The following is a 23,980-nucleotide window of genomic DNA, read 5'->3' as shown; positions in this document are numbered from 1 at the left end:
GGCCCTAGTCCTTCAGTCCGGCGCTGACATCGGCGTTGAGCACGTACTTCTGGAACACAAAGAACACGAACACCAGCGGCAGGAGGGAAATCACCGAGGCCCCCAGCAGCACCGGCCAGTCGATGTTTTCCGCGCCAACGATGCTGCGCAGCGCAACCTGCAGCGTGTACCACTTGGGGTCGTTGAGCACGATCAGCGGCCAGATGTAGTCGTTCCAGCGCCATTGGAAGGAGAAGATGGCCAACGTGAACAGGATGGGCTTGGACAGCGGGAGCATGATCCGAAAGAAGATGGCCAGCTCACTGGCGCCATCGATCCTGGCCGAGTGCAGCAGGTCGTCCGGGACGGTCAGGAAGAACTGCCGGAACATGAAGACGCCGGTGGCCGTCAGCACGGAGGGCACGATGATGCCGGCCAGCGAGTTGTAGAGGCCCAGGTCCCGGATGACCGAGAACGTGGGGTTCAGGATGACTTCGGTGGGCAGCATGGTGGTGGCAAGGATGCACACGAAGAACAGCCGGGTGCCCTTGTTGTTGTACTTGGCCAGGGCGTATCCCGTGCAGGCACTGAAGAAGACCGTGAGGACCGTGGTGACGATGGAAACCGTCGCCGTGTTCAGGAAGTACTGGGCGAAGTCCACCCGCTCCCAGGCGTCCACGAAGCCCTGGAAGGTCCATTCGCGCGGAATCATGGACAGCGGGTAGCTGAAGAGTTCGCTGCCGGGCTTGAAGGAGCTGAGCAGGAACCAGAGCAGCGGGAACGCGTAGATCGCTGCGATCAGCCAGGTCACCACGGTGAGCGGGACGGATGCCTTGGCGCGGGCCTCCCGGTTTCCCCGCGGCTTCTTCCCCGGGGAAGCGGGCGGGGAAGCGGCGGTCTTTCCCGCCCCGACGGCCGCTTCATCGGCGACGGCGGGAGGCAGGTTTGCAGCTGTTGCCATGGGTCAGCCCTTCTTCCGGTTGAACCGCAGCTGGATCAGCGCGATGGCCAGCAGGACCACCATCAGCACCATGGAGGCGGCGCTGGCGTAGCCCACCTTGGACTGCTCGAAGCCGGTCTTGTAGATGTACTGCACAATCAGGGTGTTCTCCGTTCCAGGCCCGCCGTTGGTGAGTGCCTGGATCATGGCGAACTCCTTCATCGCATGGATGGTGGAGAGCAGGATGACCATGAATGACGTGGGCGCGATGGCCGGGAGCGTGACGTGCAGGAAGCGCTGCCACGCGTTCGCCCCGTCCAGCTCGGCTGCCTCCAGCAGGGCCTCGGGGATGTTCTTCAGCGCGGCGATGAAGAGGAGCATGTTGAACGCGGTGCCGCCCCAGGCCGAGGCGAAGATGACCACCGCGAGGGCCAGGTTGCCGTTGCTGGACCACGGGACGGGGCTGCCGCCCAGCAGGGAGATGATGAAGTTGACGAAGCCGAAGTCCTGGCCGAACAGCCACTTCCAGATCACGCCCACCACGATGGGCGAGATCAGCCAGGGCAGGAAGATCACCATCTTCGCCGCAGTGCGGCCGCGGACGGCCTTGCTGACCAGCAGCGAGGCCACCCCCAGCGAGCACACGTACACCAGCGGCACGGACAGGACCGTGTAGGCGAAGGTCCTGCCCAGCGCCGCATAGAACGTGCTGTCCGCGAGGAGCTTCTGGAAGTTGGCCAGGCCGATGAAGTGGAGCTTGCCCACCCCGCGGTAGTCGGTGAACGAGTACAGCATCCCCAGGGCGCCCGGCCAGACGAAGAAGACCAGGAAGAGCACTACGTTCACGCCCACCAGGACCAGCGGGGCTATGACGTAGCGGTTGCGGCGCTTCTGCTGCGACTTGCTCCGGACCGCCCCCGTGGGGGGCGGCGTTTCGGGAGCCGCAGTAGTGCTGATGGTTGGGTTGGCCACTGGCTTAGGCGCCGTTGTAGAGCTTCACGATGTTGTCCACCGTGGTTTTGGCATCCTGGCTGCCGGAGAGCATCTTCACGGTCTCTTCACGCAGCGGGTCCCCGGAGAACGGGGTTTCGGCGTAGGCCTCAGCCACCACGCGCTTGATGGCGTTGTCGCCCTTGGCGTCGTTTTCGGCGATCTGCTTCTGGTACAGCTCAAAGGACGGCTGCTGGAACTGGTACTCCACCTTGAGGTCCTTGGCCGGCAGGTAGCCGCCCAGCTGTGCGAACTCGGTGTAGTTGGCGTCCTCGTAGAACCAGTCGATGAACTTCTTGGCTTCCTCGTCCGCGCCCGTGTCCTTGAAGGCCACCATGAAGCCGCCGCCAAGGTTGGTGGCGTTGACTTCCTTCTTGGGCAGCGGCACCGAGAGCCACTCGAAGTCCTTGATGTTCTTGTTGAAGTCGGCCACCTGCCAGCTGCCGGAGTAGTACGCCGCCACCTGACCGCTCTTGAACATGGCGTTGCCGTCCTCGCCGCTGAGCCAGACGGACTTGGGCATGGTCTTGTCGTCATTGATCTTCTGGAAGTACTCCAGGGTTTCCACGGCCTTGCTGTCGCCGGCGTACTTGCCGTTCTCCTTGGCGAAGGCGGTGCTGCCGAACTCATACATCATGGCGCGGAGGCGGTGCCCGGAGCGGTCCATGACAACGCCGTACTTGGCACCGGCTTTTTCGCGGACTTCGGTGACGGCGGCAATGAACTCGTCCCAGGTCCAGGTGCCCTCGATGGCTGTGGGGTATTTGACGCCTGCCTTGTCGAACAGGCTCTTGTTGACGAACAGGCCCACTGCGGTGAGGTCCGAGGGGATGGCGGGAATGATGCCGTCCGGGGATTCCTGCAGGTACTTTTCATCGATGCCGTGGGACTTGGCGATGTCAGAGAGGTCCTGCAACTGGTTGACCCACAGCGGGTCGATGCTGGTGACGCGTGCCAAGGCCGGAAGGTCGTTGGCGGTAGCGGCGTTCTTGAGCTTGGTGGTGATGTCCGCGGTGGGCACGTCCACCACCTCGATGGTGATGCCCGTGGCTTCCTTGTACTTCTTGGCCGCCGCAGCGAAAGCGCCGCCCTGGTTGGTGTCACCGGAGAGGACCAACTGGAGCGTCTTGGACCCGGAGTCCGAGGAACCACCCCCGCCACCGCAGGCAGTCAGGCCGGCGGCAAGGGCTGACAGTCCAAATGCGGTCAGGCCGAACTGGCGGCGGGTGATGCTTGAGATTCTTGTCTTCTCTGACAATGGTCTGTCCTGTCTCTCAGTGCTCCTGGCCTTGCAGCAAGGCCTTTGCCGATGGTGAAAGCTAAGCCCATTCCGGCAGCATTGCCGACGAGGAAAAGCCTTTCCGGACCCAACTGTGACTTATGTCATGACATATTGTCAAGAGCACTTTTCAGCGTTGTAGATCCTTCTCGATCGCGGGAAAGCGCACCCCTACCGCTCGGGCGCATGCGCCTTTAACGTTGTGGGATGGGACTGAATATCCAGATTGTCATCGACTGCCGCCGGCCGCACCAGCTTGCGGACTGGTGGGCCGAAACCCTCGAATGGTCGGTTGAGCCGCAGGATGCCGGGTTCATCCGCTCCATGATCGAGCAGGGCTTCGCCACCGAGGACCAGACCACCACCCACCACGGGAACCTGGTGTGGAAGGACGGGGCAGCCATCCGCCCGCCGGATGAAATCGAGTCCAAGGCGCCCAGCCGCCGCCTCCTGTTCCAGTCCGGCGAGGAGGAAAAGGTGGTCAAGAACCGTGTGCACTGGGACGTCAACCTCGCCGGACGGGACAAGGACGATGTCCGGAGCGAGCTGGAAGCGCGGGGCGCCACGTTCCTGTGGACGGCGCGTCAGGGACCGCATTCCTGGCACACCATGGCGGACCCCGAGGGGAACGAGTTCTGCATCAGCTAAGCACGATTACTAGACTTGGACGGTGAGCAACCAAATTCCCGCCCCGGTGTCCGATATCTTCGATCCCACACGCTGGCGGGTGGTTGCCGGTTTCGAGGACTTCCAGGACATGACCTACCACCGCCAGGTGGAGCGGGACGCCGACGGCGGCTGGGTGCGTGACCTGCCGACGGTCCGGATTGCCTTCAACCGTCCCGAGGTACGCAACGCCTTCCGCCCCGGCACCGTGGACGAGCTCTACCGTTCACTGGACCACGCCCGGATGACCCCGGATGTGGCCACCGTCCTGCTCACCGGCAACGGCCCCTCCCCCAAGGACGGCGGCCACTCGTTCTGTTCCGGCGGGGACCAGCGGATCCGGGGCCGGGACGGGTATCGGTACGTAGTACAGAACACAGCCGACGGCGAGACGCAGGAGACCATCGACCCCGCGCGCGCCGGCCGGCTGCACATCCTTGAAGTCCAGCGGCTGATGCGCACCATGCCCAAGGTGGTCATCGCCGTCGTCAACGGCTGGGCGGCCGGCGGCGGGCACTCGCTGCATGTGGTGGCAGACCTGACCATCGCTTCCCGGCAGCATGGCAAGTTCAAGCAAACCGACGCCACGGTGGGCAGCTTCGACGCCGGCTACGGCTCGGCCCTGCTGGCCCGGCAGATAGGGCAAAAGGCGGCCCGTGAGATTTTCTTCCTGGCGCGTGAATATTCCGCGGAGGACATGGTCCGGATGGGTGCCGTCAACGAGGCCGTGGACCACGACCGCCTCGAGGACGTCGCCCTGGAGTACGCCGCGGACATCGCACGGCAGTCACCGCAGGCCATCCGGATGCTGAAGTTTGCGTTCAACCTGGCCGATGACGGCCTGGCGGGCCAGCAGGTCTTCGCCGGTGAAGCCACCCGGCTGGCCTACATGACCGATGAGGCGGTGGAGGGCAAGGAAGCCTTCCTGCAAAAACGGGACCCCGACTGGTCCGGCTTCCCGCACTACTTCTAAGGCAGGAGCGGTATATGAACAGCACCTCCCCCAACACCAGCCACCTCAACATCGAGCCCGTGCTCAAGGCCCTGGCTGCCGCGCTCCACGGCGAGGGTCCCGCCGTCGAACTTTCCATCGGTGCCGACGGCGCCCTCGTGGTGGGGCACATCGAAACCCCGGGCTGCGACGACGCGGTGGCAGTGGTCCGCACCTCCGGTTCCACCGGTGCGCCCAAGGCCACCGTCCTGACCGTGGAGTCCCTGGCGGCCTCCTCGATGGCCACGGCACTGGCGCTCAAGGGCGAAGGCCAGTGGCTGCTGGCCCTCCCCGTGCAGTACGTCGCCGGGATCCAGGTCCTGGTGCGCTCGCTGTTCGCCGGGGACCCGGCCGTGGGTGATGGACATGTCCGGCGGCTTCACGCCCGAGGCCTTCACCGCCGCCGCCCTGGAGCTCACGGACAAGATCCGGTACACGTCCCTGGTCCCCACCCAGCTGCAGCGGCTCCTGGACGATCCTTCCCCTGACACGCTCGCCGTACTCCGCCGCTTCAACGCCATCCTGCTGGGCGGCGCCCCCACCCCGCCCGCGCTGCTCGACGCCGCCCGGGAGGCCGGGGTCCGCGTGGTCACCACCTACGGCTCGGCGGAAACCTCCGGCGGTTGCGTCTACGACGGCTACCCGCTGGAAGGCGTGTCCGTCCGGGTGGCCCCGGACGGCCGCATCCACCTGGGCGGCGACACCATTGCCGCCGGCTACATCGAGGCCCCGGACGAGGAAACCGGCACCTTTTTCGAAGAGGACGGCGTCCGCTGGTACCGCACCAGCGATATCGGCAAGATCGACGACGACGGCCGCCTCACCGTGCTGGGACGCGCCGACGACATGATCATCACCGGCGGCATGAAGGTTTCCGCTGCGGACGTCCAGGAAAAGCTGGAAAAGTCCGACGGCGTTGCGGCGGCTTTCGTGGCCGGCGTTCCGTCCGAGGAATGGGGCCAGGCCGTGGCCGCCTACGTGGCGCTCGCCGCGGGAGGCGCCACGGACGACGATAACGCGGGTCCTGCCGCCGACGTCGACGGCCTCCGGAACTCCTGGCACCGGGAACTGGGCTTTGCTGCGCCAAAAACTGTCCTCACCGCGCCTGCCCTGAAGATGCTGCCGAACGGGAAACCGGACCGGATGGCCATGACCGCCGAACTCAGCGCACTGCACCGGGGAAAGTAGAGTGGACCTGCACTACTGCGGCGCATGCCTGCCTGGCATCCTGCCGCTTACACGAAACAACATGAGGTACTGACCGTGGCAACAGCCGCCCAATGGATCCAAGGCGCACGCCTGAGGACGCTTCCCGCCGCGATTGCGCCGGTGCTCATCGGCTCCGCCGCCGCCTATGCGATGGATTCATTCCTTCTGCCCAACGCCATCCTGGCAGCGCTGGTGGCCCTCCTGCTCCAGGTGGGCGTGAACTTCGCCAACGACTACTCGGACGGCATCCGAGGAACGGACGACGACCGCGTGGGTCCGCTGCGCCTGGTGGGCTCCGGAGCGGCCAAGCCGGAGCACGTTAAGCGGGCTGCGTTCGCAACCTTCGCCGGAGCCATGGTGTTCGGGCTGGCACTGGTGGTCATCACCCAAAGCTGGTGGCTCATCCTGGTGGGCCTCGGCTGCGTCATGGCCGCCTGGGGCTACACCGGCGGCAAGAACCCCTACGGTTACATGGGCCTGGGCGACGTCTTCGTGTTCGTGTTCTTCGGCCTGGTGGCCACCCTGGGAACCACCTACACCCAGGCCGGGCAGGTCAGCCTGCCCGCCGTCATCGGCGCCATCGGTACCGGACTGATTGCCACTGCCCTGCTTATGGCCAACAACGTCCGCGACATCCCCACGGACATGCAGGCAGGCAAGAAGACCCTCGCCGTGCGGCTGGGAGACAAGCATGCCCGCGAAAGCTACGTGCTGATGCTGGCTGTCGCCATCCTGTTGGTGGTCATCCTGGCTCCGGGACGTCCGTGGATGCTCATTGTCCTGCTGCTGATCCCGGCCTGCCTCATGCCGGCCTGGCTGATGATCAACGGCCGCAAGCGCAAGAGCCTGATCCCGGTACTCAAGCAGACAGGGCTGATCAACCTTGGCTACAGCGTCCTGTTCTCACTGGGACTGGTGCTCAGCCACGGCTTCTGAGCCGTCTATTACCGGCCACGGATAACCGCCCTGGCCCGCTGGCCGCGTCAGTTCTGCGGCTTGGGGTTCCTGGCGTCATTGTTGATGGCGACGTCCGGGTTGGCGTCCAGCAGGGCGTCCTCGGCGTTGGCGTCCTGGACCTCGCCCGCGGAGCGCAGCGGCTTGGCCTTGCCGGAGAACCGGTGGTGCAGGTTTGCCGTTGCAGCGTCCCGCTGCTTCTGGAAGAACAGGTAGCTCACGGCGAAGGCGATCACTCCGGCGAAGACCACCGACATCAGGGCACCCAGCTGCAGGAGCATGAAAACGACGAACAACGGCACGAAGAGCGCCAGGCGGATCAGGGAATATTTCAAAAAGGCCACATTCAAGTTTAGCCGTCTCCGGCCCGCGACCCCCTGCGCCTGCGGACGATAGACTTAGTGGCATGCTTCTCCGTGTGGCTTTGGCCGTGGCAGTCCTCGTCATCTTTGTGTATGGCCTCGTGGACGTGATCCGCACCGATGGCCGTCTCACCCGCGGAATTTCCAAACCCGCCTGGATCGTGGTCATGATCATCCTGCCGGTGCTGGGCGCGATTCTTTGGCTTCTCATTGGCCGTCCCCGTGCCGCCGCACCGCAGCAGCAGGGTTACCGCCACCCCACCGCACCGGACGATGATCCGGAGTTCCTCCGCAATCTCGAGGTCCGCCGCCGCAACGAGGCAGAAGCCGCGCGGCTGAAGAAGCTCAAGGACGATCTCGAGGCCAAGGCCAAGGAATCCGACGGTAACAAGGGCAAGCACGAAAACGACCACGACACCGACGGACTGAAGTAGGGCCCATGGCTTATGACCCTGACGGAGAAGAACGGCTGCGCACCACGCCCACCGGTACAGCCCCGCCGTCAGGGCCAGACGCCCAACCTTCGCCGCCGCCCCGGCCAGGCCTGTCCTACGCGGCCCCGGCGCCCATCGCCGTCGTCCCTCCCGTCCCCGGTGCCGTGCGGCTTGCCCGGGCCCTGTGGCTCCTCAGTTTCGTAGCGGGGCTGACCGTCCTGGTGGGGTCTTTCCTCCGCCGCGACGGGCATCTGGAGCGCCTGCGCTCGGTGGTGGACGGGATGGCCCCCGGCGGGGATGCGGAGGCCGTCAGCACCGCCAGCGGAATCGTTTTTTGGGGCAGCGTGGGGGCACTACTGTTGGTGATCCTTCTCGAGGCCGCCCTCCTCGGCGCGGTCCTGGCACGGCACAACTGGGCACGCTGGGCGCTGGTCCCGCTGCTGGCGGTGCATGCCGTGGCAACGCTGCTCGCCACGGCATTCCTGATGCCGGAAGGTGACAGTGCCAACTACGTCATGTTGCTCTGGGGAGCCCAACTGCTCCTCACGCTGGTGGGGCTGGTCCTGCTGTTCCTCCCGGCCTCCAACGCCTGGCTGAAGAGCCGCCGAACAGTCCGCCGCTAGGCGGTGCGCTGCCGCTGAAGAGCTGCTGACTCCGCCAGCACGCCCTCGCAGCTGCGGATCACCACACGGCAGGCGTCGATGGCCGAGCGTTCCGTGAGCGGATTCTCGGCAAGGGCCCGCCACCGCAGCAGGCACCGCCGGGCCTCGTCGGAAAGCTCATCCGGCGTGGCGTCCGCCTCCAGGCCCAACCGCACGTGGGTGGCGGCACCCAGTCCGCCGACGAGGCGTTCGGCGTCGGAGGCAAGATCGGATTTCAGGGACACACCGGTGGTCCGCAGTGTTGCCAGCAGCCGCAGTTCGCGGAATTCATGGGCATTGGCCTGAAGGCGTTCAAGGGAGCCGGCGAGTTCTTCTGTCCCTTCGCGCGGACTGGACCGCAGGAGCGCCTCGACCCCCACCAGCGCCGTACGCGCCTTGAGGGCCCCGGCGCGGGCCTGGAACTGCCGTTCCAGCAGTTCCAGCAACGGATCCAAGCCGCTGCGCCGGGCAAGTTCGTGGGCCAGGGGGGTGGGTTCATTGAACCCGTTGCGGATAAGGACCACGGCAAGCCGGATGCCGAACAGACCGAACCTGGCAAGCAGCGAAGCCCTGGCCTCGGATGTCAGCCGTTCGGGTTCGGAGCCGCGGAGGAACCGGTCCGCCGAGAGCATCATCCTTTCGCGGGCCGCACGGTCCAGCCCCGCCAGCAGCTGAAGTGAGGCGAAGTCCTGTTGCCGGAGGCTGCGGGCGGTCTGGGCGAGCAGGCCCGCCACCGGAACCACCCCCAGCGCGAGCTTCCGGAGGTTGTGGTCGCGCCGGTACCGTTCGGCGATATCTCCGGCTGAGAGCAGCGAGTCAATGCGGCCGGCGCCCACCTCATCGGCCCGGGACAGCACGGCCAGTGCGTTGACGGTGCCGGACCTGCCTGACTCGGTGTCCTTGAATGATTCCAGGAACCGCAGGTCCGAAGCGTGCATATGCCGCATAAGGTATACGATTGCGTCGGCCTGCGACGGCGTATCCGCAGGAGTAAGGAATCCGGTCGCCACGGCTGACACGTCCTCGGAAAGCGACGCGATGCCGGGGGTGTCGATCAGTGTCATGGCCCGGAGCGTGGGCGAGGGCCACTCGACGTCCAGCCGCTCGGCGTCTTCGGCGCGGACATCACCCAGGACGAAGACCAGCCGCCCATCCACGCGTTTCAGCGGCAGCGGACGCGGTTCGCCGTCCCGCAGGTGAAGCATGATCCTGGGTGTCCGGCCATACCGGTACCACGTGACGATCCGGGTGCACTCGCCGGTGTCCGTGGGCGCGATTTCCTCGCCGATGATGGCGTTCAGCAGCGTTGACTTGCCGGCCTTGACCATGCCGGCGATGGCAATGCGGAGGGGCTCTGCCAGCCGCTGCCCGTACCCCTGCAGCAGGGCCACGGCAGCGGCGTCGTCAGCGTAGACGTCCAGGGCGTCCCGGACCAGGCCCGCGGCCCCGGCAACGGTATCCGCAGTCATCCGGCCGCTACCGGCGCGAGGGGCCGGGACGCGGCCACTTCAGCCGCCACCGCGGCCGCTGCGGCGTGCAGGGCGTCCACCTTCTTGAGTTCGGCCTTGATGTCCCTGATCCGGACGTCCTTTTGCAGGGTGAACGTGGTGGCTGCTTTCTGCGCCACGGCCACGGAGTCGGACAGCGACCTGTGGTGCTCCTCTGCGATCTCGGTGAAGTGGTCCCGGATGGACCGCTGCACCAGCCGCAGGCGGTCCTTGAGCTGCTTGCCCACTTGGAATGTCACGTCGTCGATTTGGCGCCGGACCAAAGCTTTGGCCTCGCCCTGCCGCCGCTTGAGCCGGGCTTCCCGGTCCTCCCGGTAGGCCTTGCGTCCCAGCAGCAGGCCGGCGCCCACGGACAGCGGATTGATCAGCGCCATGCCGAAGATGCCGGTCAGCAGGCCAAACATCAGCACACCGCCGTACGAACCGCGCATGCCGATCAGGACTTTCTGCATGGGATTGATGCGGCCAGGGTCAAGGGCCGGCATCTCCTCCACGGGGTCCAGGGCGTCGCCGGTGTCGGAAACCCTCAGGGCCGGGATCCTCACCTCGTCGGCGGCAAAGTGCTCGGCCACCTGCGAGGCCAGCCAGTGCGCCCGCTCGCTGGTCCACACGAAGGTGTCCGAGATGGCTGCGGCGGAGCATTCCTCCAGCCACTTGGAGAATTCGTTCCACGTGGGCCCGGGATCGCCCTGGTCAATGGCGGCCTCGGCTTCCCTCTGGATCCGGCGGAGCCGGTCGCGGAGGTCGTACTCCATGTCCGCAATGAGGTCGCTGATGCCGTCGCTGAGTGTGACCTGCCAGCGGGCCGAACGCTTCCGAAGATCATCGGCTTCGGTTTTGGCCAGTTCCAGGCCCGCGATCATCCGGGGTGTGCCGGCGGGGTTCTCGAGGGCATCGAGTTCGGACTGCAGGGACAGCCGCAGGTTTTCGGTGACCGAGAGCAGGTCCTGGCTGACGTGCCGGCGCTGGAGCCGCTCCGATTTGCCTACGATTTCGTTGCGCAGGTGCCGGACCAGTGCCGGGAACCCGGACTCGCCGTTCAGCTCGGCGTCCTGCAGCCGGCTGGCCTCGAGCCGGAGGTCCGAGGACAACGGGAAGAGCGGGATGTCCGGTGCAACGGTGTCCAGGCGGGACCGGTCCATGTCCGCCACACGCCGCCACTCCGGGTAGAGGTCAGTCTTGGACAGGACACCCACCACGCTGGGGGTGATCCGCATTGCCTGGCGGAGGAAGCGAAGCTCGGGTTCGGTGTATTCCTGCGAGGCATCGGAAACCAGCAGCATGGCATCGGCCGTTGGGAGGGCCGTCAAGGTGGTGAGCGTGTGCGAGGATCCCATGCCGCCCACACCCGGTGAGTCGATGACCGTCAGCCCGCCGGTGAGGATCTTCCGCGGCAGGTACACCTCGGCGGCCACCAGTTTCTTGCTGTTGCCGGGATTGCCCTGCTCGGAAACGTACGCGGCGATGTCCTCGATGGGGATCGGCTGGCGTTCAACGCTTCCCTCTTCGCCGCCGTCGGAATCCGCCTTGGGAACAAGGATGGTGGCCGAGGCCGGTTCGCCGTGGCGGACCACTGTGGGCACTGAGGTGGCAATGTCATCGTCCACCGGGCACACCGGCGCGTTCACCAGGGCGTTGATCAGCTTGCTCTTGCCCTGTTTGAACTCCCCCACCACGATGACGCGGACACTCGGGTCCCGCAGCCGTCCCGCGGCCTGCTCCAGGCGCTTGCGGAGGTCGGCGCGGTCTGCCGTCTGGGCCAGTTGGAGGCCGTGCTCCACCAGCTTGATCAGCTGTCCCGCTGTCATTGGTGTTGGTTTTGCCAGTCCTGCTTCTGCCACAGTGTGTCCTTTGCGTCGGGCTCCGGGTTGGAAGGCGGGCTAAGCCGGGGATAGCCCGGCAGGAGGGTTTCCCCTCCTGCCGGGCTTTCTGCCCGGACCGGGCCTAGAGGATCACGGTGTTGTCCTCTACTTCGATGTCGGTGTTGATCTCGGAGTTGTCCTGGAAGGAGTCCTCGACCTGCAGCGAGTTGTCCTGGAAGGAATCCTCAACCTCCACCGAGTTGTCCTGGAACGAATCCTCGACGTCCACATCCGTGTTGATCGAGTTGTCCGAGTTATCGGTGGTGCTGCTGGAGTTGTCCGAATTGTCGGTGGTAGTGGTGTTGGCCACGTTGTCCAGGTCAACATCCAGGTTTGTGGAGTTGTCCGAGTTGTCCTGGAAGGAATCGGCGATGTCCACGTCCGTGTTGATCGAGTTGTCCGAATTGTCGGTGCTGGTGGTGTTCCCCACGTTGTCCAGGTCGACGTCGATGTCTGTGGAGTTATCCGAGTTGTCCGAATTGTCGGAGTTGTCGGAATTGTCGTTGTACGAGCCGTTGATGGAGTTGTCCGAGTTGTCGGAATTATCCGAGTTGTCGTTGAACGAGTCGTCCACGTCGAGGTCCACGTCGGTGTTGAAGGAGTCGTCGATGTCCGTCTCTTCGTTGCCGATGTTGACGTCGCCGCCGGCTCGGATGGAGTTGTCGGTGGAGTTATCCGTCGAGTTGTCCGAGTTGTCGTTGTAGGAGTCCTCGATGTTGTTGGAATCGTCCACGTCGGCGTCGTCACCGGCAGCGATGGAACGGTCGCCGGAGGCGATCACGGAATCGTTGTCGAACCACTGCTTGACGTCGCCGTCGGCCCAGATGTTCTGGTTCACGGACTGGTCAACGATGTTGTCCCGGTCGTCCACCGTGGAGGTGTACGAGTAGTTGTTCACGATGTGGTGCAGCTGCTGGATCGCGTGCCCGTGGTCATCGTGGTCATGGTCGTGGTGTCCGCCGTTATCGCCGCCGGCCGGGGGCGGGGTTACTGCGCCACCGCCACCGCCGTTGTGGCCGGTGTCGGCGCTGTTGCCGCCGGTGCTGTACTCGCGGTCGAAGCGGGAAGCGTTGACCGTGATGGGGGCGTAGTCCAGCACTACGGGCATTGCGGCATCCACGTCAGCTGAGCACACGCCGCCCAGGCCGTGGTCTTCCAGGACGCGCTCCGGATCGTCCAGGAATTCCTGGGCCGCCTGGCGGTCGCCGAAGAGGCTCATCAGGAACTGGACGAGATCATTTGCGAGTGTCATTTCGTGGTCCTCAATCTTCTCTGTATTGCGGATCACCGGGCATCGTTGCCGGGTTGGAACCAACGTACGGGCCCCATACCGGCCCGGGCATCGGGCCGGTTCCCCCTACCGGCCGGTGCACCGCCGGGGAACAGCGCTGCCGTCCGTTAGGGGCATTAGGGGTTTACTCCTGCGGGGGATTCTCGGCGGCCAGGGCGAGCCGCAGCCGGGCCAGGAGGTCCGACCGGTTCTCCGCCCCCAGCCGGCGCCGCATCCGGGCAATGTGGTGTTCGGCGGTGCGCGGAGAAATGTAGATGGCCTCGCCGATCTCGCGGTAGGTCTTGCCCTCAAGGACCAGCCGTGCCACCTCTTTTTCCCGCTCGCTCAGGCCCGAGCCGTCCGGGTGCAGGCCGTTGCCGGACTCGGCTGTGGCCGCTGCCCGCGGTTCGCCCGTTCCGGCGCTCCCGTTGCCGGGTGCGTTTCCCTGCGGGTGGAGGTCCCTCGCACAGGACAGCAGGCGGACCATGTCCTTGCGTTCCACAGCGCGCGCGGCCGCGTGGCCGGCGAGCCTGGCACCTTCCCAGGGCATGCCCATCCGGCCCAGGCCCCGTGCCGCCGCTTCCACATCGGCGGGCTGGAAAGAACCGGCAAGGACGGAAACCCAGGCTTTACCGGCGCCGGCCAGCACGGTGGCAAGGTGGCTGTTTCTGGCAGCCCGGGCCAGGGCCGTCGCATGGGGCGCAAGTGCGGCGGGGTTTTCGCTGAGGAGCGCAGCCTGCACCGCGGCCCAGTGGAACGGCACGGCCCACAGCGCCGGGCTTCCCAGCCGTTCGAGCAACTGGTTTGCCTCGTCGAAGTAGTGGGCGATCCGCCTGGTCTCCCGGAGCCGGGCAGCGGTGATTACCAGTTCACCCCACGGCAGCAGGCTGTAGAGGTCAACCGAGATGTGCAGCATTGCCTCACGGGCGCGTTCCCAGGCCAGCACCAGTTCCGCAATTTCGCCGTTGCGCCTGGCCAGCCCCACTTCCAGCGCAGCGCGCAGGAACTCGTCACGCGGAACGAGGGGCCAATGGTTGGCTTTGGACGCTTCGTTGACGGAGAGCCGCGCGTCCTCCAGTTTGTCCTGCTGCATGGCAGACCACGCCTGGAGCAGGAAGAGCCTCGGTTTCGCCGCGTTCCCGCCCTGCCCCGCAGCGGCCGCTGCCCGGCACACAGTCTCCGCCAGGTAGGGTTCCCCGCTGTGGAGGGCCAGGAGCGCGGCCAGGGCAGCAGGGGTGTCCGGCAGCGGCAGCGCAGAGCCGACCGCATTCAGCATGTCTGAGGCGTGGATCAGGATGGGAAGGGCCTGTTGCGGATCGTCGGCGAGGGATTCCAGTATCCCCTTGCCCGTGCCGGCCAGCGCGGCTGCCAGCAGCGTAGGCGATTCCGGTGTGGAGTCGGCCCGGAACAGTGCATCCGCGTCGGCGCGGTTGCCGCAACCCACCATCGCGACTGCGGCCAGCGGCGCCGAGGACCCCAGCCTGGGAGCGCCCAGCCAGCTGTAGGCATCGGCACTCCGCGCCAGCATTCCCCTGTGCGCCCAGACCGCGGCCGCCACGTCCACCCCCCGGCGGACGTCAGGCGGGTCGACGCTCACCAATAGGGTGTCGATGATCCGGGTGGCCGAGTCCAGGTCGCCATTGGCGGCAGCCGCCTGGGCACGGCGGGCAGCGGTTGCGGTTTCGTCCGCTCCCGCCAGCAGGGCTTCGTCGTAGAGCCTGCAGGCCAGGGCCGGGTCGTGTTCGAGGGCCTTGTCCGCAGTATGTTCAAGTTCCGCGGCCACGCGCTGGTCAGCCAGGCCGCCGCGGGCAAACTCCCGGGCCAAGTCGCCCAGCGGCTGGCCGTCCGCGGCGTAGTGGGTGACCAGTTCACGCTGGAGTGCATGCACCTTGGACGTGGGCGCTGCCGCCAGCAAGGCGTTGCTGGCGGGCCCGGCTACCGTTCCGTCCGTCAACAATCCTGCCTTCTCGGCCTGGCCGATCAGCACATCAAGGCTTTCCACCTCTCCAGCGTCGATCCTGCGCTCCAGGTCTGCGGGCAGGGGTCCGGGCAGGACGAAGCCCACTGACAAGGCAAGGAGCAGTTCCCGGACGGCGGCGTTCTCACCTTTGAGTTGCCGGGCCATGGCCTCGGCAGCGTGGGGCGAGGGTTCGCCGTGGTTAAGTCCCGAATGGTTGAGCCGGGTGTCCAGGAGTTGCGCCGTATCCTGGGGCCGCGACTGGAAGCTTGCCATCCTAGGCCGCCGGATCCGTGATGGGAGGCTCGGACCCGGGGGCAGGGGTAGGTGCGGGATCCGGAACAGGTGTGGGGTCCGGCACGGGAGCGCTGCTGGGTGCCGGTGTCTCGGGCGCAGGCGGGTTCGTCGTCGGGTCCGGCACCGGCGGATTCGTGGTGGGATCCGGCGCCGGCGGGTTGGTCGTCGGGTCCGGCAACGGCGGATTCGTGGTCGGATCCGGCAGCGGCGGATTCGTCGTCGGACCGGGGACGGGCACCACGGTGGCGGGGTCGGTGGGAACAGGTGCCGGCGTACCCGGGGCCGGATCCACTGTCCCGGCTCCCGTGGTGGGCGTCACGGCAGGAACCGTGCCGGTTCCGGAGCCGGTTCCGGAGCCCGTGCCGCCTCCGGTGGTCCCGGGTACAGTGCCTGTTCCCGCGGCCGGGGCCGGTCCGCCCGCTGCGGGACCCGGCGAGCCGTCCGGAGCCTTGGTAGCCGCTGCGGATGGCTTGCTGGTTGGTGAGGCCTCAACGTTCAGGCCGGGACCGGCGTCGGACTTCCTTTTCTGTACGCCGGCGTCGATGCCTGCCAGCGGCTGGGCGTCACCGGCAGCGCCGGCGGCCGCGGCACCTCCGCCACCGGTCACCGATCCGGTCCCGCCCGCCTGGGCCGGCGGACCGCTGTCGGCGCCGGCCTGGGGAACAAACACCGATGTGAGGTCGCTGAAGCCGCCCGGGCTCTGGGCAGCGGTGGCGGACAGCACGGTGAACAGGGCGGCCGCAGCCGCGATGGCGGTGAGCCGCACCGTCGGCTTCGGCGCGTGCGCCCCGCCGTGGCTGTGGCCCGGGCCGTGCCCCAGCGCTGCAAAGGCGCCGGCCGCCGTCGTACTCTTCCGGGACCAGCTGGCCAGCCGCGCGGGAACGTGTCCACCGGTGTCCAGCGGCTCATCGCCGGACGCCGGCACCGGCAGCTTCGCGTCCTCGGAAGCAGGAGCCGCGGCACGCTCCGCGGCCGCACGGGAATGCACAGCTGATACCGCTGCACCAAGGCAGATGGACGATTTGGGATCGGCGTCCACGGCGATGGGGCGGTCCAGCTGCTCGGAGATGAGCTCCGCCACGAGTGGGATCCGCGATGAACCGCCGATCAGCAGGACGGCGGTCAGGTCCGCCGGAGCCAGCTTCAATTGCGCGAGCGATTCCTCCAGCGCATCCACTGTTTCCCGGACGGGTTCCTCGATCAGGGCTTCGAACTCGGACCGGACCAGGCGTACCTGCTGCTGGTAGCCCGGCAGCAACACCGGGATGGTGGTCTCGCTGTCCGATGAAAGCGCTTCCTTGGCCTCCACGCATTCGCGCCGCAGCCTGGACAGTGCGGCCAGGACGTCCGGGTCCGCAGGGTCCAGGTCCGCCAGGGCTCCCCCGGTGTGTTCGGCGACGTAACGGAACACGGCGGCGTCGAAGTCCGCGCCGCCGAGGTCGTCAATGCCCTCCGGGCGCCCCACTGCTGCAAACCGGTCATCGCCCGCCTTGGTCAGCACGGCGGTATCGAACGTGCCGCCGCCGAGGTCATAGACGGCGATGGTGCTGCCTTCCTCAACCCGCACCTGGGACGCGTAGTGCAGCGCCGCAGCCTCCGGTTCGGCCAGGAGCGTCACATCATGCAGGCCCTTGGCCGCCAGCGCTTCCAGGACGGCGGAGGTGCGGTGGCTGCCCCACGCTGCCGGGTGGGTGAGGATGATGTCCGACGGCGCTGCCCCCTCGCGCTCGGCCGCCCGGTCCGCCACCCAGCGGGCAACGGTGGCGAAGACCTCTTCGGGGCGGACGGACAGGGTGCCAAGGGCAATGGGCACGGCATCGCCGATGCGGCGCTTGAACTCCCGCACAACGCGTTCCGGCGTTGCGAGCCCGCGGCGCTCAGCGGCCTCCCCCACCAGGACGGGACCCTGCTCGGGGTAGTACACCACGGAGGGCACTGCGGTGCCCCGAAGGCCCAGCGGCAGGCACTCCGGGACGGGTGGAACTCCCTGGTTGAAACGGACAACCGCGGCTGCGGTGAAACTGGTCCCGACGTCTACGGCGAGAACGTAGGTCATTGCTACCTCGGAAAACTGGTGTTTCGCCAGCAAGCTTCATCACAGGCGAACGTCACCAAAGTAGCATCACCAACAGGACCCGGAACAGCCCTGTTGCTACATCGAATGGTTATTTACCGGGGATGCCCCCGGCGTTTCAGCGGGACCCCGAACAAAAGCCCTGTTCAGGGCCGTAGAAGCCAGGCGTGGCCTCTACGGGTGTCAGAGGCCCGAGTAGGAGTGCAGGCCATTGAAGAACTGGTTCACGATGGTGAAGTTGAAGACCACGCACAGGTAGCCCACGATCGACAGCCAGGCCGCGCGCGTTCCTGTCCAGCCCCTGGTGGCGCGGGCGTGCAGGTAGCCGGCGTACACCACCCAGATGACGAAGGTCCAGACTTCCTTGGTGTCCCAGCCCCAGAACCGGCCCCACGCCTTCTCGGCCCAGATGGCACCGAACATGAGTGTGAAGGTCCAGCCGATGAAGGCGATGGCGTTGATCCGGTAGGACAGGTTTTCCAGGCTCAGGGCTGACGGAACCAGGCGCATGAAGCCCAGTTTGTCCTCGCCACCGGCGGCCACGGTCTTCTGCCGGTGCGACTGGACCAGCTGCAGCGCGGACATGGCGAAGGTGAGGGTGAACAGGGCCGAGGACAGCACGGCGATGGAGACGTGGATGATCAGCCAGTAGCTCTGCAGTGCCGGGACCAGGTGGCCCACCGGGGTCCAGTACGCCACCGAAGCCGCCACCAGCATGATGATGGCCAGGCCCACCACGAAGGTGCCCAGGAAGCGGAGGTCGCGGCGGATCAGGACCAGCAGGAACACGGCAATGGCCACGAAAGCGCCCGTGGTGAGGAACTCGTACATGTTGCCCCACGGCACGCGTCCGGCTCCCAGTGCCCGGGTGACCACGCCGGCGCCATGGATCAGGGCGCCCAGGACGGTGAGGGCCACCGCAACGCGGGCGGGGGCGCGCCTGGCCGCCGAGTATTTCATGTCGGCGCCGGCGGTGACGATGCCGCCGCCCACCGGGGTGCCAGATGCCGCGGACGACGACGGACGCTCGGCCCGGCCGGCCGGCCCGCCAACGCTGGACTCGGCACGGTTGCCGGCGCCGACAGCGGCGGGAACCTTGGCCGGTTCCACGGCCTGTGCGGCCTTGAGGTCGATGGCCTGGAGTGCCCGGCTGCTCTTGGCCAGGTCCCAGGCGAAGGCAATGAAGGCTACGGTGTACGTGCCCGCCGCCAGCAGCATGAAGAGCTCGCTGTACTGGCCCATGGTTTCGTTGATTCCAAACGGCATTACTGGTCCTTTTCGGGCCCTGCGGGGCTTGCTGGGGTGGGGGTGCCTGCGCCATTATCGCCGAGGCTGCTGGGAGTTTGCTGGGACTGGGTGGAATCTTCCTGCCGGTCGCCGTCCTGCTGCGGATCGGCCGCGAGGCCCCATTCCTGGGCCAGCAGGGTGCGTATGGCTGCAGCTTCCCCGGCCAGGCGGTGGTCCTCGCCGCGGGCCAGGAGGCCGTACTCCACCATGGTCCGGCCGTCCTCGTGCGTGCCGGTGCGCACCCAGGCGCGGCGCCGGTTGACGTACAGGGAGAGGATCAGGCCGGCCACTGCCAGGAGCGCGAAGATCAGTGCGTACAGCTGGCCGGGGTTGTGGTGGATGTCCACGCCTACGTACCGCTTGACGCCGTCGAAGCTGATGGAGCCCTTGCCGTCCGGCAGCGTGTAGGTGGCGCCGGGTGACAGGGTGATGCCGCCGGAGTCGAGGTTGCGGGCGTTCAGCGGCGTGAGGTCCTTGACGTCGATCTCGAAGACGTTCTGCGGCGAGCCGGTGTCCAGTCCCAGGTCGCCGTAGTAGGAGTTCAGGGACAGCTGCGGGTTGAAGAGAGCGGGGTCGCCGCTAAAGGACACGCCCTGCTCCGTAACGAAGGCCGTCGGCAGGAAGAAGCCCTGGAATCCGAGCTGGTCCGGCTTGGCGTCGGGGACCTTGATGACCACCGAGGAGTAGTAGTTGTCGCCCTGCAGCTTGGCCACCACGGGGCCCTGCATGGCCACGTTGCCGTCGCCGTCGCGGATGGTCACCACCGGGGCGTAGCCGTTGCCGGTGAGGTAGATGCTGGTGCCGCCCAGGGTGATGGGGTCGTTGACCTTCAGCGTCTCCTTCTTGGCAGGCGCGTCGGGGTTTTCCTTGGTGGTGACAGCTGCCGAGAAGTCGATGGGCTGGCCGAACTTGCCCTGCGATTCGCGGTCAAAGGTGATGTCGAACTTGTCCAGCTGCACCGAGTAGGGCTGCAGTTGGCTGGACTGGAAGTTGGTGCCCGGCGTGAACTGGTCATAGCCCACCAGGGTGTTCACGAAGGTGTCGCCTTCCACCAGGATCCGCTGGCCGCTGTAGCCGAAGAGGCCGCCGAGGGCCACTGACACCAGGACCCCGATCAGGGAGGTGTGGAAAATCAGGTTTCCCACTTCCTTGGAGAGCCCGCGTTCTGCGCCCAAAGACGGCCGCGCGCCGTCGGCGTCCCTTACCTCAACGCGGTAGCCGCGCTTCCTCAGCAGCCCCGCGGCACCGTGGATGGCGTCCGACGCCGGGATCCCGGCGTCGGCGGGAATGACCAGCGTGCCGTACTCGGGGAGGCGGGAGAGCCGCTTGGGCGTCCGGGGCGGTTGGGAGCGCATGGCCTTGTAATGGGCGATGGCCCGGGGCACCACGCAGCCGATCAGGGAGATGAACAGCAGCAGGTAGATGGCGGAGAACCATACCGAGGAATAGACGTCGTAGAGCTGCAGGCTGTCCAGCAGCTTGCCGTAGTCTGGGTGGTCTTTGATGTATTGAGTGACAACGGAGGGGTTGGCCGGGCGCTGCGGAAACAGCGATCCCGGAACCGCGGCCACCGCCAGGAGCAGCAGCAGGAACAGCGCGGTGCGCATGCTGGTCAGCTGGGTCCAGGCGAACCGCAGCATCTCCTTGGCGCCCAGCGCTGGCAGCGCGGCGTCGGCCTTTGCCGCTGACACCTTGTCCGCATCCGGGGCGGGGGACTTCTTCTTTACGTTCACACGCTCGCTCATCAGATTGGCAACTTCACGTCGGTTTGGAACCAGTACTGCAGCTCGGTCACCCAGGTCCCCCAGACGCCGGTGGCCATCAGCACACCCAGCACCACCAGGATGCCGCCGCCGGTCCGCTGGATAGCGAGCCGGTGCTTGCGGAAAAATGCCATGACACCCATGCCGCGGCGCACGGCGAGCGCGATCAGCAGGAACGGGATGCCCAGGCCAAGGCTATAGACAAACGCCAGGAAGGCGCCCTTGGCTGCTGACGAGCCGCCGGAAAGGCTGAGCAGCTGGACAGCGGAGTAGGTGGGTCCGATGCATGGTGCCCAGCCCAGCCCGAAGGTCAGGCCGAGCAGTGGCGCACCCCACAGGCCGGCGGGCGGCTTGGCGTGGATCTTGGCGTCGCGCTGCAGCCAGCCCAGGCCGCCCATGAAGACCACTCCCATGATGATGACCAGCACGCCGAGGACCTGGGTGATCCAGGCGTTCTGGGATCCGGTGATCAGGGTGCCCAACTGCCCGAAGGCCCCGCCCAGCAGGACGAAAATCACGGAGAAACCCAGCACGAACAGTCCGATGCCCACGAACATCCGGCCCCGCCGCTGCTTTTGCAGGTCCACGCCGCTGAGCCCGGTGACGTAGCCCAGGTAACCCGGGACCAGGGGCAGCACGCAGGGAGAGAGGAAGGAGACCAGGCCGGCCAGCAGCGCCACGGGGATGGCGAGCAGGAGCGATCCGTTCAGGATGGTTTCGGCGAAGGGGCTGTTCACGGGAGCGTGCCGCCGCTACTCGGCCACGGCGGCGGTGATCAGGGCTTTCAGGGTGCCCTTCTGGATTTCGCCCAGGACGCGGGAAGCCACGCGGCCCTGCTTGTCCAGGACAAGGGTGGTGGGGACCGCGCCGGGAGGAACCAGGCCGGATACGGACAGCAGCACGCCGCCGTCCTTGTCGTCGAAGCTGGGGTAGGTGAGGTTGAACGTCTTATCGAACGCTTCCGCGGTTGCCTTCTCGTCGCGGAGGTTGACGCCGTAGAACTGCACGCCCTGGTCCTTGAACTCCTGGTGGAGCTCCTCGAGGATGGGGGCTTCCACCCGGCACGGGGCGCACGCGGCGAACCAGAAGTTCAGGATGGTCACCTTGCCCTGGAAGTCTGCCGGGGTCACCGTGGTGCCGTTGAAGAGGGTGCCGTTGACCTGGATGGCGTCCTTGCGGTCCGCTACGGCGAACTCGGTGACGGAGCCGTCGCCCGCCACATAGTTCTTGTTGTCCCCGGCCCTGGCCTGCTTCGCCAGGGCGTCTTCCTGGGCGCAGCCCGATAGTCCCATGGTGAGCGCGGTTAGGGCGAGGCCGCCGGCAGCCAGCACGCTCCGGCGCGGGGTCAGGTTGTTGTGGGTCACTGCTTAGGCTCCAGGGGTGCTGGCGGCACCGGGAAGAAGGGACGCCGCCGGTTCGCTGTACTGGACGCGCAGGAGGCTGCCGTCGTCGTCGAACACCAGGGACGTAATGGAGGTGAGGGTGCATTCGCGTTTCCGCGGGTCATGCCAGAGTGGTTTGCCCTCCGCGCTGAGGCGGGTGGCCCAGATGGGGAGCTGGTGGCTGACCATGATGGCTTCGGGGCCGTTGGTGCCGTAGTCACCGCCGGCGAAATCGATGGCGCGCAGGCGTGCTTCCTGGACCGCCGCCATGACGCGGGATGCCTGCTGCTTGTACGGCTCGCCCCAGGAGGGCCGCAGCGGGTTGACCAGCCGCGGCCAGTGCTTCGGCCGGCGCAGTTCGGCCTTGGTGACCTTCATGCCCTCGAAGTAGTTTTCGGCTTCGATGATGCGTGCGTCGGTGTGGATCTGCAGGCGCAATGCTTCTGCCGTGGGGGCTGCCGTTTCCTGGGCCCGGTCCAGCGGAGAGGCAGCAAGATAGGTGATCCTGGCGCCGGCTTCTGCCTGTTCCCGGAAGTGCCCGGCAAGCATGCGGGCCATCTCCCGCCCCAGTTCGGAGAGGTGGAATTCGGGCAGCCGTCCGTACAGAACGCCGTCGGGATTATGGACCTCGCCGTGGCGGAGCAGATGGACAGTGGCTTGGGGCATGTTTACCAGTTTCTCAAAGATGGCCTGCGATCCGAAATCTTCTACAAAGAGTAGAACTGAAGTTTTTGAAGAAATGTTCCGCTGACGGGAACAAAAGATGCAAATGCATGTTTATACTGGATGCAGCAAGTTAGTTGAGACTTCAACCGATGAAGCTTCAACAGCAGAATCCCGCAGGCACGCAGACACTAGGAGCAACACCATGGCACTTCCCGCAGACGTCACCACCGGCACCTGGACCCTCGACAACTCCCACAGCGAGATCGGCTTCACTGTCCGGCACGCCGGCATCAGCAAGGTGCGCGGGCAGTTCACCGACGCCAACGCCACGCTCGAGCTCGCCGAGGACGTAGCCCAGTCCAAGATCGCCGCCACCATCAACACCGCCAGCTTCGACTCCGGCGACGCCAACCGCGACGGCCACGTCAAGGGCGAGGACTTCTTCGACGTGGAGAAGTTCCCGGAAATGTCCTTCGTGTCCAACGGCCTGGTGGCCAAGGGCAACAGCTACGAACTGACCGGCGACCTCACCATCAAGGGTGTCACCCGCCCCGTGACCCTCGAAACCGAGTTCAACGGCGTGGCGGTTGATCCCTTCGGCAACACCCGCGCCGGCGTCTCCGCAGAGACCACCATCAGCCGCAAGGACTTCGGCCTGACCTGGAACGCCGTCCTGGAGACCGGCGGCGTGCTGGTCAGCGACAAGGTTGCCATCAACCTGGAACTCGCGTTCATCGCCCCCGCCGCGTAAGCAGCGAATCCTTCGGGCGAAACCCCGGCGCCGCCCTCAGGGCGGGCCGGGGTTTCCCGTTTAAGCAGGACCCCTTGCGCAGTTCCCGGCCCAGCCCTGCGGCACGGGAGCGTGAGGCCCGGCCAGGCACGACGACGGCGCTACAGTGAACGCCATGAGCAACTCCCCCAGCGCTCCCCGCAGCGGGGCTGCCGCGATGTTTTCCCTCGCCGGGCTGCCCCTTGAACTGAAGGTCTCCTTCTGGATCTGGTTTGTGGGCGGAGTCCTGTCCCTGCTGGGAGGCCTGCTGGGAATGCTGGCTTCGCTGGTCCTGTTCGCCGCGGCACCGGCGGCTGCCATGGGCGTGGTGGTGCTGATGCTGCTGGCCGCCGCGGTGGGGGCGGCCCAGATGGTCTTCGCGCTCAAGATGAAGGCAGGGCGGTCCTGGGCGCGGGTGGCCCTCACTGTGCTGGCGGCCATCACCCTTGGCCTCGCCGTGGTGAATGGCTCCGCCGGCACCGGCCAGGCCGGGAACTGGGTGGCGTTCGTGGTGGCGCTGGCTGCAACCGTCCTGATGTGGTTGCCGAAGGCGCAGGCCTGGTTCCGCGGAAGTCCGCGCCGGAATACCTCTTCCGAATGATCCCCAAGGGCGGCGGCCGGGGGTACGGTGGTCTTAAGTCATGCTGGGGGTAGGGGCACTGGACCGATCCTCGGCAACCCACCTGTAACCCGACATGAA

21 protein-coding genes and 1 pseudogene are annotated in these 23,980 nt (G+C 66.5%); 8 read left to right on the top strand and 14 right to left on the bottom strand.

The window, feature by feature from the left end; genetic code table 11:
• Window positions 1–4 precede the first annotated feature (4 nt).
• Genes QE394_RS13785 through QE394_RS13775 form a run of 3 tightly spaced genes read right to left on the bottom strand, consistent with a single transcriptional unit; the run spans window position 5 to window position 3,167 of the window.
• Window positions 5–940 (bottom strand): carbohydrate ABC transporter permease, encoded by a 936-nt coding sequence (locus QE394_RS13785; RefSeq protein WP_349034797.1) that lies wholly within the window; start codon window positions 938–940, stop codon window positions 5–7.
• A 3-nt stretch (window positions 941–943) separates the two neighbouring features.
• Window positions 944–1,891, bottom strand: a complete 948-nt coding sequence (locus tag QE394_RS13780) for a sugar ABC transporter permease (RefSeq protein WP_349034796.1) — start codon at window positions 1,889–1,891, stop codon at window positions 944–946.
• Window positions 1,892–1,895: 4 nt separating this feature from the next.
• Window positions 1,896–3,167 carry an extracellular solute-binding protein gene (locus tag QE394_RS13775; RefSeq protein WP_056076207.1) on the bottom strand — a complete coding sequence of 424 codons (1,272 nt, stop codon included), beginning with the start codon at window positions 3,165–3,167 and terminating at the stop codon, window positions 1,896–1,898.
• 228 nt (window positions 3,168–3,395) lie between these two features.
• Between QE394_RS13775 and QE394_RS13770 the strand changes: the two genes are divergently transcribed.
• The 4 genes and pseudogenes from QE394_RS13770 to QE394_RS13755 all read left to right on the top strand — a co-directional run bounded on the left by QE394_RS13770 (window position 3,396) and on the right by QE394_RS13755 (window position 6,990).
• Entirely contained in the window at window positions 3,396–3,836 is a 441-nt protein-coding gene (locus QE394_RS13770; RefSeq protein WP_056076210.1) for a VOC family protein, read from the top strand.
• A 22-nt stretch (window positions 3,837–3,858) separates the two neighbouring features.
• Window positions 3,859–4,827, top strand: coding sequence for a 1,4-dihydroxy-2-naphthoyl-CoA synthase (locus QE394_RS13765; RefSeq protein WP_349034795.1), 969 nt, complete (start codon window positions 3,859–3,861; stop codon window positions 4,825–4,827).
• Between the two features lie 14 nt (window positions 4,828–4,841).
• Window positions 4,842–6,033 (top strand): annotated as a pseudogene (locus QE394_RS13760) (AMP-binding protein).
• 75 nt (window positions 6,034–6,108) lie between these two features.
• On the top strand, window positions 6,109–6,990 hold the full coding sequence (locus QE394_RS13755) for a 1,4-dihydroxy-2-naphthoate polyprenyltransferase (protein WP_056076218.1): 882 nt from the start codon (window positions 6,109–6,111) through the stop codon (window positions 6,988–6,990).
• Between the two features lie 47 nt (window positions 6,991–7,037).
• Here QE394_RS13755 and QE394_RS13750 read toward each other — a convergent pair whose 3' ends face one another.
• Window positions 7,038–7,352 carry a DUF4229 domain-containing protein gene (locus tag QE394_RS13750; RefSeq protein WP_261620213.1) on the bottom strand — a complete coding sequence of 105 codons (315 nt, stop codon included), beginning with the start codon at window positions 7,350–7,352 and terminating at the stop codon, window positions 7,038–7,040.
• A gap of 62 nt (window positions 7,353–7,414) precedes the next feature.
• Between QE394_RS13750 and QE394_RS13745 the strand changes: the two genes are divergently transcribed.
• Window positions 7,415–7,804 carry a PLD nuclease N-terminal domain-containing protein gene (locus tag QE394_RS13745; RefSeq protein WP_056076225.1) on the top strand — a complete coding sequence of 130 codons (390 nt, stop codon included), beginning with the start codon at window positions 7,415–7,417 and terminating at the stop codon, window positions 7,802–7,804.
• A 5-nt stretch (window positions 7,805–7,809) separates the two neighbouring features.
• The gene (locus QE394_RS13740) at window positions 7,810–8,427 is read left to right on the top strand and encodes a hypothetical protein (protein WP_349034794.1); all 618 of its coding nucleotides are present in this window, start codon (window positions 7,810–7,812) and stop codon (window positions 8,425–8,427) included.
• Here QE394_RS13740 and QE394_RS13735 read toward each other — a convergent pair.
• The 10 genes from QE394_RS13735 to QE394_RS13690 form a co-directional block, all read right to left on the bottom strand.
• Entirely contained in the window at window positions 8,424–9,914 is a 1,491-nt protein-coding gene (locus tag QE394_RS13735) for a dynamin family protein (RefSeq protein WP_349034793.1), read from the bottom strand. The genes QE394_RS13740 and QE394_RS13735 overlap by 4 nt on opposite strands.
• The gene (locus tag QE394_RS13730) at window positions 9,911–11,761 is read right to left on the bottom strand and encodes a dynamin family protein (RefSeq protein WP_261620231.1); all 1,851 of its coding nucleotides are present in this window, start codon (window positions 11,759–11,761) and stop codon (window positions 9,911–9,913) included. The genes QE394_RS13735 and QE394_RS13730 overlap by 4 nt, the downstream gene beginning before the upstream one ends.
• Window positions 11,762–11,897: 136 nt before the next feature.
• Complete coding sequence (locus QE394_RS13725; protein WP_349034792.1) at window positions 11,898–13,067, bottom strand: IniB N-terminal domain-containing protein; 1,170 nt, start codon at window positions 13,065–13,067, stop codon at window positions 11,898–11,900.
• A 163-nt stretch (window positions 13,068–13,230) separates the two neighbouring features.
• Window positions 13,231–15,318, bottom strand: coding sequence for a LuxR C-terminal-related transcriptional regulator (locus tag QE394_RS13720; protein ID WP_349034791.1), 2,088 nt, complete (start codon window positions 15,316–15,318; stop codon window positions 13,231–13,233).
• Between the two features lies 1 nt (window position 15,319).
• Window positions 15,320–17,395 carry an Hsp70 family protein gene (locus QE394_RS13715; RefSeq protein WP_349034790.1) on the bottom strand — a complete coding sequence of 692 codons (2,076 nt, stop codon included), beginning with the start codon at window positions 17,393–17,395 and terminating at the stop codon, window positions 15,320–15,322.
• A gap of 201 nt (window positions 17,396–17,596) precedes the next feature.
• A complete protein-coding gene (gene ccsB, locus QE394_RS13710; RefSeq protein ID WP_261620219.1) occupies window positions 17,597–18,679 on the bottom strand; it encodes a c-type cytochrome biogenesis protein CcsB in 1,083 nt (360 codons plus the stop codon).
• Complete coding sequence (locus tag QE394_RS13705; protein WP_349034789.1) at window positions 18,679–20,445, bottom strand: cytochrome c biogenesis protein ResB; 1,767 nt, start codon at window positions 20,443–20,445, stop codon at window positions 18,679–18,681. Before QE394_RS13705 ends, ccsB begins: the two co-directional genes overlap by 1 nt.
• Entirely contained in the window at window positions 20,445–21,200 is a 756-nt protein-coding gene (locus tag QE394_RS13700) for a cytochrome c biogenesis protein CcdA (protein ID WP_056076245.1), read from the bottom strand. Before QE394_RS13700 ends, QE394_RS13705 begins: the two co-directional genes overlap by 1 nt.
• Window positions 21,201–21,215: 15 nt before the next feature.
• Window positions 21,216–21,794: a TlpA disulfide reductase family protein gene (locus tag QE394_RS13695; protein WP_261620232.1), complete on the bottom strand. Its 579-nt coding sequence runs from the start codon at window positions 21,792–21,794 to the stop codon at window positions 21,216–21,218.
• Window positions 21,795–21,830: 36 nt separating this feature from the next.
• Entirely contained in the window at window positions 21,831–22,511 is a 681-nt protein-coding gene (locus QE394_RS13690) for a histidine phosphatase family protein (protein WP_261620221.1), read from the bottom strand.
• 202 nt (window positions 22,512–22,713) lie between these two features.
• Here QE394_RS13690 and QE394_RS13685 point away from each other — a divergent pair, with 202 nt between their 5' ends.
• Both QE394_RS13685 and QE394_RS13680 read left to right on the top strand, forming a co-directional pair.
• Window positions 22,714–23,262, top strand: a complete 549-nt coding sequence (locus tag QE394_RS13685) for a YceI family protein (protein WP_056076251.1) — start codon at window positions 22,714–22,716, stop codon at window positions 23,260–23,262.
• 154 nt (window positions 23,263–23,416) lie between these two features.
• Window positions 23,417–23,881, top strand: coding sequence for a hypothetical protein (locus tag QE394_RS13680; protein ID WP_261620222.1), 465 nt, complete (start codon window positions 23,417–23,419; stop codon window positions 23,879–23,881).
• Window positions 23,882–23,980: the final 99 nt, after the last annotated feature.

Source organism: Pseudarthrobacter sp. SORGH_AS 212 (genome assembly GCF_030818145.1).
Classification (GTDB): Bacteria; Actinomycetota; Actinomycetes; order Actinomycetales; family Micrococcaceae; genus Arthrobacter.
Note: the sequence above shows the minus strand (reverse complement) of the source record. Positions and strands in the feature narration are given on the sequence as shown.